The organism is Leisingera sp. JC1 (assembly GCF_001679925.1).
Lineage (GTDB): Bacteria > Pseudomonadota > Alphaproteobacteria > Rhodobacterales > Rhodobacteraceae > Leisingera.
Window position 1 is genome coordinate 14,534 of record NZ_LYUZ01000111.1, and the last position, 13,250, is coordinate 27,783.

The 13,250-nt window shown below is 61.8% G+C and carries 12 protein-coding genes; 3 read left to right on the forward strand and 9 right to left on the reverse strand.

All coding sequences use genetic code 11. The features are described 5' to 3' along the window. Positions 1-4: 4 nt before the first annotated feature. From soxY to A9D60_RS18055, 4 genes are all read right to left on the reverse strand, one after another. Positions 5-421: a thiosulfate oxidation carrier protein SoxY gene (soxY, locus tag A9D60_RS18040; protein WP_065268871.1), complete on the reverse strand. Its 417-nt coding sequence runs from the start codon at positions 419-421 to the stop codon at positions 5-7. A 47-nt stretch (positions 422-468) separates the two neighbouring features. Beyond that, positions 469-945 (reverse strand): sulfur oxidation c-type cytochrome SoxX, encoded by a 477-nt coding sequence (gene soxX / locus A9D60_RS18045; RefSeq protein ID WP_065268872.1) that lies wholly within the window; start codon positions 943-945, stop codon positions 469-471. Between the two features lie 131 nt (positions 946-1,076). Beyond that, complete coding sequence (locus A9D60_RS18050; protein ID WP_065268873.1) at positions 1,077-1,655, reverse strand: thioredoxin family protein; 579 nt, start codon at positions 1,653-1,655, stop codon at positions 1,077-1,079. 14 nt (positions 1,656-1,669) lie between these two features. Continuing rightward, entirely contained in the window at positions 1,670-2,410 is a 741-nt protein-coding gene (locus A9D60_RS18055) for a cytochrome c biogenesis CcdA family protein (protein WP_065268874.1), read from the reverse strand. A gap of 80 nt (positions 2,411-2,490) precedes the next feature. Here A9D60_RS18055 and A9D60_RS18060 point away from each other — a divergent pair, with 80 nt between their 5' ends. From A9D60_RS18060 to A9D60_RS18070, 3 genes are all read left to right on the forward strand, one after another. Then, positions 2,491-2,865, forward strand: a complete 375-nt coding sequence (locus A9D60_RS18060; protein WP_065268875.1) for a hypothetical protein — start codon at positions 2,491-2,493, stop codon at positions 2,863-2,865. 100 nt (positions 2,866-2,965) lie between these two features. After that, the gene (locus tag A9D60_RS18065) at positions 2,966-3,274 is read left to right on the forward strand and encodes an ArsR/SmtB family transcription factor (protein ID WP_065268876.1); all 309 of its coding nucleotides are present in this window, start codon (positions 2,966-2,968) and stop codon (positions 3,272-3,274) included. A gap of 41 nt (positions 3,275-3,315) precedes the next feature. After that, entirely contained in the window at positions 3,316-4,377 is a 1,062-nt protein-coding gene (locus A9D60_RS18070; RefSeq protein WP_065268877.1) for a YeeE/YedE family protein, read from the forward strand. A gap of 290 nt (positions 4,378-4,667) precedes the next feature. On the opposite strand, the gene A9D60_RS18075 is transcribed toward A9D60_RS18070, so the two are convergent. From A9D60_RS18075 to icmH, 5 genes are all read right to left on the reverse strand, one after another. Further along, complete coding sequence (locus A9D60_RS18075) at positions 4,668-6,755, reverse strand: serine/threonine-protein kinase (protein WP_065268878.1); 2,088 nt, start codon at positions 6,753-6,755, stop codon at positions 4,668-4,670. Further along, positions 6,752-7,534 carry a PP2C family protein-serine/threonine phosphatase gene (locus tag A9D60_RS18080; RefSeq protein WP_254656730.1) on the reverse strand — a complete coding sequence of 261 codons (783 nt, stop codon included), beginning with the start codon at positions 7,532-7,534 and terminating at the stop codon, positions 6,752-6,754. Before A9D60_RS18080 ends, A9D60_RS18075 begins: the two co-directional genes overlap by 4 nt. Beyond that, positions 7,524-8,198 (reverse strand): type VI secretion system-associated protein TagF, encoded by a 675-nt coding sequence (tagF, locus tag A9D60_RS18085; RefSeq protein ID WP_065268880.1) that lies wholly within the window; start codon positions 8,196-8,198, stop codon positions 7,524-7,526. The genes A9D60_RS18080 and tagF overlap by 11 nt, the downstream gene beginning before the upstream one ends. Positions 8,199-8,202: 4 nt before the next feature. Further along, positions 8,203-11,835 carry a type VI secretion system membrane subunit TssM gene (tssM, locus tag A9D60_RS18090; RefSeq protein ID WP_065268881.1) on the reverse strand — a complete coding sequence of 1,211 codons (3,633 nt, stop codon included), beginning with the start codon at positions 11,833-11,835 and terminating at the stop codon, positions 8,203-8,205. A gap of 1 nt (position 11,836) precedes the next feature. After that, the coding region (gene icmH, locus A9D60_RS18095) for a type IVB secretion system protein IcmH/DotU (protein WP_141117967.1) at positions 11,837-13,250 on the reverse strand (1,414 nt) is incomplete at its 5' end.

Consider the following 13,250-nt stretch of genomic DNA (forward strand, 5'->3'; position numbering starts at 1 on the left):
GCGATTAGCCGCCGCAGCCGCCGATTGTCACTTTTACGGTCGCAGACCCTTTGGCAAAGCTGCCATCTGCCATCTTCGCCACGGCAATGACATCCTGCGTTCCGGCAAGACGGATACGTGTCGATGCGGCTTGTTCCGCAGCCAGCGGACCGAAATTGAATGTTGCGACGCCCGGTTCAGGGTTGCCCGCGGCCACGATGAGAATTGCAGCTGCGCCCGGAGCACTGACTTCAATTGGCACGGTGTTCCCGTTTTCTGCGATTTCCGGCGCTGTCAGTGTGACACCGCCGTCAGCCACATCTGCTCCGCCTGTAAATGCCGCGATTGCATCTTCGGCGGCTGCATTTGCTCGTAGCGGCATAATTGTCAGGAACGCGGCGCCCAGCCCTAGGGCCAGTGTCTCGCGGCGAGAGAGTTCCATTTTCAATCTCCTTTGAATCTTCGAAAATCCACGCCCGGAAAGCGCAGTTATTCCTCTTTCAGGGTCGCAAGAAACGCGACCACGTCCTCAATTTCTTGTGCTGTCAGGATCGGCGTCAAAGGCTCGGTTGGCGCTTTCCCGGTGTAGGCGTCGCCCGGGCGGATATAGCCGTCATTCTTGTAGAACGCAGGCATCACCGTGCCTTCGAATGTCATCTTTGCGTTTGCGACCAATCCGCGAAGCTCTGCTTCGGTCCAACGATCGCCGGCGCCATCCAGCATCGGGCCAACTTCGCCATGGAACGGGATGTCAGCCAAAGCCGAAACCGCGTGGCAGGCCACGCAATTGCCTTTTGACTTGTCGCCAACGATCAGCGCGCCATTTGCCGCATCGCCAGTAGCGCCTGTCAAAGAGGCTTCGATAGCACCGTAGTCGTCATAGGTTACGTCTTTCGGGTCTGTATCTGCCGCAGAAGCGGCGGCGCCCGTCATTGCGCAGACCAATGTTAAGAGTCTCAGCTTCATGATCCCTCCCGTTTGCTAACACGCCGGCGGCGCTTTGCGACCCAAAGCATTTGTGTACCGTAGTCGACGAGTGGAGCATGTCGCAACAATAAATTCATCATAATGAATTTTTTCATTTGTAATGACAGCGCTCAGTCTTGGGAAACATTGTTGCGCTCCTGAATTCGCCGCGCATGATACCGTTGGAAATCTTCACCATTTTCAACTTCGTATCGTTTCTCGTCGACCCAGGTGAAAAGGTCTAAGGTTGTTTCCTTGGAGAAAGCTCCCGGCATTACGGCGACCGCAGCATCAATGGCTGTGCCAGCCTCTGGCACCTCTTCCGGCAGGAAAACAAGCGTCGGGGTGAACAGAATCCCCCACTTGCGCATCAGCGCTCTCTGCTCAGTCTCTTCCCCGTCAAAGTCGGTGGCCGTGGTGCTTCCGTGCAGATCCAGTTGGACAACAAAGAAGTTCTCTTCGATAAACGCCGCCAGGTCGGGCTGGGGAAACACTTCTTCGTGCATTTTTTTGCAGTAGATACATCCTTGCTGCTCTATGAATAATACCAGCCGCTTACCTTCGCTTGAGGCCTCTTCAAGATCCTCTCGGAGGTCTTTGAATGTGTCGCGCATCCACGGCGTTTTATGCAAACCGTCGTCGCCCAGTTCAGCGGCGGAAAGTGCTCCGCCTACCAGGCATGCGATCAATACCGGTAAAACTCGTTTCATGTCTTCCTCCCCAATTATCCAATGGCCGCGAGCCAGGGCATATAGTCGAGCATCCATTGTGCGATGTGGTTGATGGAGTTGGTTGCGATGAGGGTGCCAAAGAGCACCAGCAAACCGCCCATCGCCTTTTCGATGAGAGGCAAGTGCTTTTTGAACCGCACCATCCATTGCGTGAAGGGGCGGACCAGAAAGGCGGCCAGAACAAACGGCGCGGTCATCCCAGCACCGTAGACGAATAGCAGCACTGCCCCGCGCCAGGCCGTCTCGGTTCCGGCTGCTGTAAACAGGATCGCAGCAAGAACCGGCCCGACACAGGGAGTCCAGCCAAAAGCAAATGCCAATCCCAGAACATACGCCCCGATCAGGCTTACGTTTGATGTCCCGCCGGCGTCAGAACGATACTGGCGATACAGGAACCCGATGCGAATAAACCCCAAGAAATGCAGGCCCATCCCGATGATTATGGCCGCTGCGATCCAACGCAGGATGTCGAAATACTCCCGCACCAACTGTCCGAATACCGACGCCGTCGCTCCAAGTGCCATGAAGATCGTTATGATCCCAGCTGCAAATGCTACGGCAGAAAGCGTTGCCTTGCGACGAACGCCGGCGGAAAGTGTTGACCCCTCAGAAATTTGATCAATCCCGACACCCGCCAGATAGCTGAGGTAAAACGGCACAATGGGCAGGATGCAGGGCGACAGGAAAGACAACAGCCCAGCGATTAAAGCTCCTGCAAATGTTATGTCGAGCATGGTCAAACCCGTCCTGGCGCGCTATCATTCACACATTCAAAATAGTAAAGATATGCCACTGCGGTCAATCGGAGCTTGAGATGCAACCTCTATTTCTGCTGATGCTTGCAATTACGTTGCTTGTTTCTCCCGTGGTTTCACGGGCAGAAATGATGCTTCTGATGGCGGAAGAAGACGGGTGCATGTGGTGCGCGCGCTGGGACGCTGAAATTTCAGGGATATACCCTAAGACACCCGAAGGGCACGCTGCTCCACTTCAGCGCATCAATATCCACGCTGCCATGCCTGAAGGCATCGCATTGGAACGTCCTCTCTACTACACGCCAACCTTTGTTCTTCTGGACGATGGCCGGGAGGCCGGCCGGATCGAAGGCTACCCCGGTGAAGATTTTTTCTGGGGGCTGCTGGGCATTCTGCTGCGTGAAGCAGGGGTGCTGATCGAGACCTCTGGATAAACTCCGGCGCTTTAAATAAACTGTTATGAATGCGTGAAGTTAAGAAAGCGAGGCGATCTTGTTGGACAAATCTTCGAAACTGCCTGTGTTCACTCCGGACATGTGCGCCGAAGACATGGACAGAATGATGGAGAATGCTCAGACCGCGTCAAGTTTCCTCAAGGCAATCAGCCATGAAGGGCGCCTGATGATCTTGTGCTACCTGTCCTCGGGCGAAAAATCTGTCACGCAGATGGAAGAAATGCTCTCGGCACGTCAGGCTGCGGTGTCTCAGCAGCTGTCCCGCTTACGCTTCGAGGGCTTGGTCAAAACCCGGCGGGAGGGGAAAACGATCTACTACAGATTGGCGGATGATCGATCGACGCAAATCCTGGAAGTCGTCTACGATCTGTTCTGCAGGGAAAGGTAGAAGCCGCCAAATTAACCGCCAGCTTTGGGAGGAGACTGGCAATGTTCGAAGCATTGGGAGACGCCAATACCGTTGCCCTGATCGGTTTGATCGGTGGCATTGTGTTGGGACTGGCCGCACGTATCGGCCGTTTTTGCACATTAGGTGCAATTGAAGACTACCTTTACGCAGATGATGACCGGCGGATGCGCATGTGGGCAATTGCGATCGGCGTTGCGATTGTCGGCAGCCACACGGCAATGGCGTTAGGATGGTTTGACCCTGCCGGAACGCGTTACCTTGCTCAGACCTGGAACCCATTCAGTTCTATCGTTGGTGGTCTCATGTTCGGCTACGGAATGGCGATCAGCGGAAACTGCGGCTATGGCGCACTGGCAAGGTTGGGAGGTGGCGACCTTCGATCATTCGTCATCGTTCTGATCATGGGTCTTTCCGCATACGTTGTGATGTCCGGGCCTCTGGCATATTTGCGGATTTGGGTCTTTCCAGTGGAGATGGATCTCAATGGCCCTCAGAGCATAAGCTTCCTCGCTGAACGCCAGACCTCCATCCCAGCTTGGATCACTGGCTCCGTTATCGGCGCTGCGCTGGTGGTTTCCGCCTTGGCGAACCAGCGCTTCCGCCGCACTCCCGCGCAGATATTTTGGGGATCAGTAGTTGGTCTGGCGATCGTTTCAGGGTGGCTTGGCACAAATTGGGTTGCAACGCATGGTTTCGACGGTGAGCCGGTGCAAACTCACACCTTCGCCGCCCCCCTTGGTGACTCAATATTCTACCTTATGACAGCATCCGGGAACACTTTGTCCTTTGCAGTCGGATCAGTCTCCGGTGTTCTCATCGGCGCATTTTTGGGATCCTGGTCCAAAGGCCATTTCCGATGGGAAGCATGTGAAGATCCGCGTGAACTCAAGCGGCAGATGCTGGGCGCAGCGATTATGGGTCCAGGAGCGATCATCGCCGTCGGCTGCAGTGTCGGGCAAGGCATATCCGCCTTCTCACTTGTGGCCTACAGCGCGCCTGTTACATTTGCCGCCATCTTCGCCGGTGCCGCGCTTGGATTGAGACAGCTCGTGTCCGGATTGTCCTTCATAACTGAGCGTTAAGCTTATTGTTCAAATCGGTAAGGAGCCCGCTTGGCTCCAATACAGCTCACATGCAGCGCTGAAACCGAAGTAAACTCGGTTGGCTTATTGGGGGCTGACGGGTCTGCCATCTCATTGGCAAGCCAAAGTGTTCTCTTGGAGGCTTCATCTGCGACGCCTTGAAAGACATGCCAAAGCTTGCAATGCGCCACCCTCGGTCGTCGCGTGTGCGCCTTCGAGCGGTCTCCCCCTGTCTCATTCGCCGAAACCGGATCTCCCTGCCAACGTGGTGTTGAGCTGGAGATTTCGGTTCAATCTCCCAAGGGAGGAGCCAGGGAACCCCGTTCTGTGTAAGCGGCGGAATCAGGGGCCGTCAGCAGAACATAGGAAAGGGCTGCGCTGGCTTGGCCGCGGGCCGACCGGATCTCCGCCAGCACCTGCGGCAGCAGTTCCGCCGCTTTTTTACCGTCCGCCGCGGTGGCGGCGCGTACCAGGGGCGTGCCGCTTGCCACTACCAGCACGAGTTGCGGAGCTGTTTTAGCTTCCGGCGCCAAGGCCAAGGCGAATTCCAGGTGCCGGTTTGCGCCGTGGCCTGGGGCCAGCCGGCTGGAGAGGTTGTAGACTTTGCCCTGGTCGCTGATCAGAACCACCCAGACCGATTGGCCTGAGGGGACCCGGACTGCAGCTGTCAGCGTTTCGCCGCTGGCAGCCTGATCGCCTGAAAGCGTTAGCTGCACCGGGTCTGCCTGGCGGCCCTGGAGGGCACGGGCCAGTTCAGCCGCCGCGCATTGTTCCGGGGTGATTGCGCGTTGCAGCAGCGCGGAACGGGTGCCAAAGCGATCCTCATAAGCTGCAGGCAAGGCGTCAAAACCGCGGCCGTCCGCCGAATAGGTTTCCACCATCCCGGCGCTGGGGCCGGCGGCAAGCCGGGTGGCAAAGCTGCAGTCGCCTGCGTCGAAGGTTGCAAGAAACCCTTCGCGGGTATCAGCGGAAGGCAGCGGGATGTCCGGGGCGGGCTGCCGGTCACCGAAGGCTTGAGCGGCAAGCCCGGACTGCGGCAGGCCTGTTCGCCAGGCATGCCAGCCGGCGGCAGACGCAAAGGCACACAGCAGGATAACTCCGAAGACGGCGGCCTTGCGTCCGGCACCGGTTTTCTCCGCATGCTTGGGGTCTGCCGGCACTAACCCTGTGTGGGTGAGCGGCGGAGGCCGGCTGGAGGAGCCGGCAGATGCGGGACCCTGCAAATCCGGAATGACTGCCTGCGGCGGCAGAGCCAATCCGGCCGCGGATACCTGCCCCCCCGGCACCGGATGCGGAATGCTGGCGGCGCCCCTTTCAGAAGCCGCTGCCCGTGCGTCCAAGCCGTCAGACAGCTGCAAAACATCCTGCATCGTTGCGGGCCGCTTGGCCGGATCGGGCTGCAGCATCCGCGCCAGCAGCGGCTGGAACTCCTCCGGCAGCCCGGACAAATTCGGCACCTCGCGGCGGGCCTCGACCGCTTCGGGGATTGAGCTGCCCATTTCCAGAGGTTTGCCGAGCAGCGCCGCTGCAGTCAGCAGTGCCAGCCCGTAGATATCGGTTGCCGGGCTGGTACTGCCGCCAAAGTGGCCGAGCTGCTCCGGTGCAACGTATTTGAACTTGCCCGCGAACTTGCCTGCTGCAGCACCCTCGGGGATCGTTTGCGCCCTGGCGATGCCGAAGTCGATCAGCCGCGCCTCGCTGACGATGCCATCCGGCAGCATCACGTTATCCGGCGACAGGTCGCGATGCACAACGCCTTTGCTGTGTGCCTTGACAAGCCCCTTGGCCAGGCGCTGCAGCAAGACCTTGGCGGGTGCGCCAGCCAAGGGTCCAAACTTTCGCRGGTGGTCCGACAAAGGGATCCCGCCGATGAACTCCATCACCAGAAAGTAACGGTCCAGATCACGGTCATGGACGTAATTATAGTATCGGACGATAGCATCGTCGGTCAGCAGCCGCAGAGTGCGGGCCTCGCGCCGGAACATGTCGCCAGCCTGCACATCGCTGATCAGCTCCGGCCGGATTGCCTTGATCGCCACCGGGTCTTCGGTGCCGATCTCGATGCCCCGGTACACCTCGCCCATGCCGCCGGATTTCAGCGCAGCCTGAATGCGGTAGTTGTTGTTGATCACGGTGCCGGGCGTGAGCCCTGAGGCAGCCTCGGCGGTTGCCGGACCGGCCAGCGAAGCGGGACCGGCGCTTGCGGGGGCGGGCAGTTCGCTTGAAAATGCCGTCTGCGGGCAGTCCTGCGGCGCAGCAGGCTGGCGCGGCATGCTCAGCGCCTGCGCCTCGCTGATGACTTGCGTCCGGTCGTCCGCATCTGCAGAAGCGGAAGTGGAGCGGTCAGCATAAGGGTCTTTGGGCGCTGCCCCGGTCATGCCAGATCATCCAGGATGTCGTCAGGTGGCCAGCTGCCGCCGCCGGCGGCAGCAGTGCACCGGACGGCCACGACCGTTACGTTGTCCCTGGCACCGCGGTTCAGCGTTTCGCGGACCAGTGCGTCACAGGCCTGTTGCGGCGGCAGAGATGCAAGGCAGGCAGCGATTTCGTGGTCCTGTATATGTTCGGTCAGCCCGTCCGAGCAGAGGCAGAAGACATCCCCCGGCTCCAGCCTGCCGTCGACCTGGTCGCACTGCGGTTCACTGCCAGCGCCGATGGCGCGGGTGATGACATTCTTGCGCGGCCAGTTTTCCGCCTCTTTCGGGGTTATCGTTCCCGCCGCCAACAGCGCGTTCACCTCAGTATGGTCGCGGCTTTGCTGGACCAGCTGGCCGTTGCGCAGCAGATAGCTGCGGCTGTCGCCCGACCAGATGCAGGTATAGCGGCACCCATGCACCAGAAGTGAGACCACTGTGGAGCCGACTGTGCTGCCGCCCAGTTCCACCCCCCGCTCCCGGATCAGGCCGTTGGCCTGGCGCAGCCGGTCCATGAAACGGGACGTCAGATCTTCGTCAGACGCGGCGCGGCCGATGGAAGCCAGTTGCTGGACAATAGCGGAGCTGGCAAAGTCTCCCGCCGCGTGGCCGCCCATGCCGTCAGCCACAGCCCAGAGCCCCCAGTCCGGGCGCGCCAGCAACGCGTCTTCATTCACATCGCGGCGGCACCCCACATCGGTGGCCGATCCGGTTTCAAACTCTGGGCAGAAATCAGCTTTCACCGTCCGCATCCTCTGTGCTGCGGTGCGTGCCGGCCAGCAGCCAGTGAAGGGCCGGCGCCGCGGGCATGCCGGCGCATCCGAGCCAGATGGCGGCTTTGGAGCTGCTGGCAGGCGCCCACCAGTAGCTGCGGGTCAGCAATGCGCGTTCAGCATCGGCTCCGCTGGCCGCGCTGAGCAGCTTGGACAGATCGCCATTCGGCTGATGCGCCCACAGCGTGCTGCCCCTCTGCGCGGCGGCGTCATCTGCGGCAGGCAGCTGCAGATGCAGCCCATCCAGCAGCGCAGCCCCGCCCGTCCCCGGCTGCATGACCGAGAAATGCGCGGCCAGCGTTTCATAGGCGGACTGGTCCGGATCCTGCAGCGGGGCAGGCACCGCGGCTCCCTGCGCAACCAGAAACAGAGGGTAGCGCCGCCCGGCGCGGTCGCGCGAGCAGCGCAGGACCCCGATCAGGCTGCACCCCAGCACGGCACGCCCGATCCAGAAACGCAGGTCCTGCGCCTGCTCCCAGAAAGCGGGCCAGTTCTGCCCCTGCTGGTCGCGGATCTCCGGCAGACAGGCGTCCAGCCAGGCTTCCAGCTGCTCTGCCGTATGGGGCGCCACATTGGCTCGGAGAAAATCACCGTATCCGGGGTGTTTGCCTAACAGGCCGATGTCCGCGTCCATTCTGCTACTCCAAGGTGACCGGGCAGGAGAAATCCGCCAGTTCCGGCATCAGGAAAGGCACTGTGGTGCTGTCGAACTCGATCCGGTAGCTGATCGAGCGGCCGCCGATCTCATGGCGCACGTCCACCACATTGCCAGTGATCTTGGCGCGGCCCTGGCGCAGGAAGGTTACGATGTCCCAKCGCCCGTCGGTGAAGCTGAGCGCCGACTGCCGCTGCCGCTTCTGCGGGAACAGTTCCACCGAAACACCGGAGGACTGCCCCGGCCAGGACAACGCCGCCGGGGTGCTGCCGGGCTGGGTGCGCACGGAGGTGCCGTTGACTGACAGAACCGCCAGCTCCACCGAAGGAGAGGAATCCGCATGCACAACGGACATGCTCACCTCCGGTTCCGGCGCGCCGGTGGCAAAGAACGCCAGCTGGATCGCCTGAGCATTGCCAAACTGGCGCAGGACCCCGGGCGACAGCCGCTGCCCGGTTGCACTGCCCGGCGCGGGCTTCAGCCCATCGGGAGTGCGGACCACATGCGGCTGCAGGTAAGAGGTGTAGAACCGGTCCATCCGGCCGCCGGGGCCGAAGAACTGGCCGAACACCGCGGGCGAGACATGACGGCCGCTGCCAAACGGGTAAAGCGGTGCGATGAAGTCCCGGCAGAACTGAGTCACCTCGTCATTCAGCACCCGGTTCAACTGTGTCATCGCCGCGTCCTGGGCCTCCGCGCGGAATTCGCTTTCGGCCTCATTCAGAAGTTTTGCCAGCGGGGCGGGCAAAGCTGTGTTGTTCATCGTCAAGGCCGACAGTGTCTGACTCAGCATCGCCTCGTCCGCCGGTGTCGGCGCAACAGCCGCCTGCCGCCGGTTTTCGCGCAGGTCGCCAAGCGCGGCGAGCACCAGGTCAATCGGGCGCTGCCCCGGCTTGCCGTTCAGCAGGCTGTGCCATTGCGCAAAGTCATCGGAGATGCGTTCCACCTGCCGCCGCTGCAAGTCCTCGCCATGGGCCTGACCGGCTGCGCCTGCCTGGGTCTGCACCTTGCCGCGTGCCTTGAAGCTGTCCAGTGCCACCTTCTGGAAGACTCCGGATTTGCTGTAGATGCGCTTGAACACGGCATCACCCATATTGGCACCCAGATCGCCGCCGGAGGCCGCGACCGCAGCCGGGTCCAGCGTGTCGAGCTGATCATAGAAGCGGGACAGACGGGTTTCCTCCTCGACCGCTTCCACCAGTTCCAGCAGCGGCGAGGCGACCTGAGACGACGCCGCGGCCAGGGCTGCGTACTGCGGAGCGTCCGCTGACATCCGGGCCAATCCAATCTGCGTGAACATTGCCTTCCAGGCGGCGCTGAACTCCAGCCGGTAGACCCGGTGCAGCTCCGCCTCCAGCCCGGCGAGCTGGGTTTCATAGCCGACCCGCCCTGCGGCGTCGCCCAGTACCCATTGGTCTTCGCGCAGGCGGGTGCGGGCCGTGGTCAGCTCCTCCAGGAAATAGCCCCAGTACCCTTCAAAGGTGTAAAGCGCCGGCACGCCAACCGACTGGAGCGGCGTTCCGTCCGTGGTTTCCAGAACCTGGGCCACCTGGCCTGACAGCCGTTCCGCCATGCTGAAATCGCGAATGCCGGAGGTTGCTGCGCGCTCTTTGATCAGGGCATAGGCCTGTTCCGCCAGGGGCAGGTTGACGATTGCCTCACGCGCTTGCCGCACGATTTCCGGGTCGATGCCGATCACCGGCTTGCGATCCCCGTCCAGATCCAGCAGCGCCTCCATATGCGCCAGCAACTGCTGGCGTTCGTCAATCTGGCCCGGCGCGTTGAACTGGCCGCGCCACAGCTGCTCGAAATAGCTGGTGACGGCAGCGTCATTGTCAGCGGCAGTGCCCTGCCCCGTCCCGCCAAGAAGAAGATAAACCTTAAGCGCACGGTAGACTTCGGCGGTGTCTTCATCGGCAATGAGCTGCGGAATGGCGTTTTCCAGATGCAGCACCAGCCGCGGCCGCAGCATGCGTTCCAGCCCGTCGGAATAGGCCCGGTGTGTGGCTCCCGACAGTTCCGCATGGCGCGACAGGCCAAGCCCCTGCCAGAACCCCGGCTGCTCCGGATCGCCATACCCCGTTGTCATGTCACGCAGGTCCTGCAAATGCGGCATCACCGGCGAGGGGTCGGTGTCGTCAATCACGGTGCGGGACAGCTCGTTGCGGGCCGCATCGAAGAACGCCACCGCGTCATGTTCGGCATTGCGGGTCAGCGTGGCATTCTGCCAGTAGCTGTAGCCGAAAGCGCCCATTGACCCGGCCGTGCCCAGCAGGATGGCGGCAAAGGCCGAGCTGCGAAGAAGCACCGTGCGGCGCATGGCGGCGCGATCGAAGCCGACCCAGCCGCGCTCCTCGAAGATCACCTTCTTCATCAAGTCGTGCAAGAAATACGACTTGCCCTTGCCCGACATGAAGGCAGGCTGGAACAGACCCGCATCCCCGCTGTTGCGCGACATTTCTCCCAGAACCTGATCGACCGGGGTGCCCTCTTGCGTGCCGGAGGTGAAATAGAAACCGCGCAACAGCGCGCTAGTCTTGTATCGGGTGGGTTCGAACACGACACGCAGGAATTCGCAGATGTTTTCCCGCAGCATTGCCATCTGGCCCGGCAGGCCGAATATCGCGATGCGGCTGGCGCCATCGGGTTCCTCGTTCATCCGGTCGATCACCTCGTCCGAAAGGCGGCTGATCAGCTGGTCAAACTCCGTGCCTGCCTGTTTATAGGTTTCCACGCCGCGGTCCTTGGTCTGGAAGGTCACCCCCCAGACGGATTTGCGGCGGCTTTGGCTGAAGCTGGCAAAATACTCGCGAAAGCCCGAAATCAGGTCAGCCTTGGTGAACAGCACATAGACCGGGAAGTCGATCCTGAGGGTCTCGTGGATCTCTCCCAGCCGCGCCCGCACCGTGGCGGCATGGGCCGCAATCGAGGCGGGGGAGGCAGACATCATGTCCTCGACCGAAAAGGCGAGAATGACGCCGTTCACCGGCTGGTCGGGGCGCCCTTTCTTGAGCAGGCCCAGGAAGGCATCCCAGCTGGCCTTGTCTGCCGCAGCATCGCTGTCTTGCATGGTGTAGCGGCCGGCGGTGTCGATCAGCACCGCGTCCTCGGCAAACCAGAAATCGCAGTTGCGGGTTCCGCCGAATCCATGCGCCTTGTCCGGCAGGGAATCCTGGCCCGGAAATTCGATTCCGGCATTGGAAAGCGCGGTGGTCTTGCCTGCCGCAGGCGGTCCGATGATCACATACCAGGGCAGATCATACAGGTAGTTCCGGCCGCCTGCCTTCTTCAGCTTCGCCATCGCCTCCTGCATGCGTTCGTTCAGAACCGAAGCATCGCCCACGGGCTCCTGAAGCAGGCTGTCCTCCAGATCCTGCGCGCGTTTGCGCCGCCGCCGCCAGCGCAACCCGTAATACAGCGCCAGCGCAAACAGGATCGCGCCAATCACCGCGGCGCGGAACCAGACCGCGGCGAACAAGGTCAGGCCGGTCATCGGAAAGCCGAACCAGATGGCTGCAAACAGGGCGAGGATGCCGATCACGATCAGCGGAATGCGCATCCAGGGCTTGCGCAGCAGCTGGACTGGCAGGCTGAGAAAGGAAAGGAGCCGGAACATTCTAGTTGTCTCTCGGAATCATGATTTCGACGCGGCGGTTGCGCGCCCGGCCTTCACGGCTGCTGTTGTCTGCAATCGGATCGACTGCGCCTTTGCCTTCGGCCGAGATCCGGCTGGCGTCGGCCAGTGCCGCGCCCAGAACGGTTGCGACGGTTTCGGCCCGGGCCAGTGAAAGCTGCTCATTGGTCTTGTAACGGCCGCGGCCCGACGGCGGCACGCTGTCGGTATGGCCGACCACCCGCACCGGGCCGGTTTCCCCGTCCAGGGCCGCGGCGGCAGCATTGACCAGCATGCTGATATCGCTGCTCAGATCCGCAGATCCCGACTTGAAGCGCATCGCCTGGCCGACACGGATCAGCACCCAGTCATTGGTTTGGCCGAGCTCGATCTGGCCGGTTTCCAGCTCGCCTTCCAGCGCGCCGGTCAACCGCTGCATCTGCGTGCTGGGCGGCGGTTCATACGGGCGGACAACCGGCTGCGTGCGCTCGATGACGATGCCAGGCTGGCCCTGATGCAGCGCCAGGATACCGTCGCGCACTTCGGCGCTTTGCCGGGTGAGCAGGGTCGAAAGCGTTGCGAACAGCGCCATCACCATCACTGCGGACACGCTGAACGCCACCCACAGCGGCAGTTTGCCCTGATTGCGGCGGGTACCGAGCGGTACCGCGCTCCAGCGCGGCGAGATATCGTCATCCGGACGCGCCTGCACCCGGCGCAGGGTTTCGTAGATAGCTGTGCGGATGCGGGCGCTTTCCACCGTGCCGTTGGGCATGGTGCGGTACTGGCCCTCAAATCCCAAGGACAGGCAGGTCAGCATCAGCTCCAGCAGGTGAAAGCGCTGGCCGGGCGCGCGCATCGCCTCGTCCACTTTCTGAAAGAAGCCCACCCCGGACGAGCGGTCGCCAAAGAACCGCGCCGCCATGGAATATTCCTGCCACATGCCTCGGTCAGTGCCGGGCAGATTCTGGACGATGTCGTCCGCTGTGGCGGACAACGCGTATTTTGCGCCAAGAACGTCCTGCGGCGCAGCATTTGCAGCGTGCGCCTTTTTCTCGAATGCGTCGATTTCCCGGACCACGTGGTCGATCAGCGGCGGCGCCTGCATTTCCACCAGCCCGGTGCGCAACCGCCCGAGCAGCACCAGAAGGTCTGCCGCTGCCGCAATCAGCGGATTGGAGGACTGCGCAGCGCCGCTGCCCTGTGCCTTCAGCGCATCAGCCAGCGCGATACGCGGTTGCACCTGCGGCTGAGCGGCATGGCCAGGTTGCACGATGTCGGGGAAAATACCGGCTCCGGCCGACTGCTGGCCCGTTACAGGCTGGTAATGCGGCTGCATTTGCGGCGGAGCAGGCTGCGGCGGCAGCGCTCCGCCAAGCCAGGTGTCCTCTGCCGGGTACTGCACCGGAGCAATACGG

Coding starts and splice junctions, on each gene's coding strand:
- A9D60_RS18060 (WP_065268875.1), top strand. CDS start 2,491: ATGCAACCTCTATTTCTGCTGATGCTTGCAATTACGTTGCTTGTTTCT.
- A9D60_RS18070 (WP_065268877.1), top strand. CDS start 3,316: ATGTTCGAAGCATTGGGAGACGCCAATACCGTTGCCCTGATCGGTTTG.
- A9D60_RS18050 (WP_065268873.1), bottom strand. CDS start 1,655: ATGAAACGAGTTTTACCGGTATTGATCGCATGCCTGGTAGGCGGAGCA.
- A9D60_RS18065 (WP_065268876.1), top strand. CDS start 2,966: ATGTGCGCCGAAGACATGGACAGAATGATGGAGAATGCTCAGACCGCG.
- A9D60_RS18055 (WP_065268874.1), bottom strand. CDS start 2,410: ATGCTCGACATAACATTTGCAGGAGCTTTAATCGCTGGGCTGTTGTCT.
- soxY (WP_065268871.1), bottom strand. CDS start 421: ATGGAACTCTCTCGCCGCGAGACACTGGCCCTAGGGCTGGGCGCCGCG.
- tagF (WP_065268880.1), bottom strand. CDS start 8,198: ATGGACGCGGACATCGGCCTGTTAGGCAAACACCCCGGATACGGTGAT.
- soxX (WP_065268872.1), bottom strand. CDS start 945: ATGAAGCTGAGACTCTTAACATTGGTCTGCGCAATGACGGGCGCCGCC.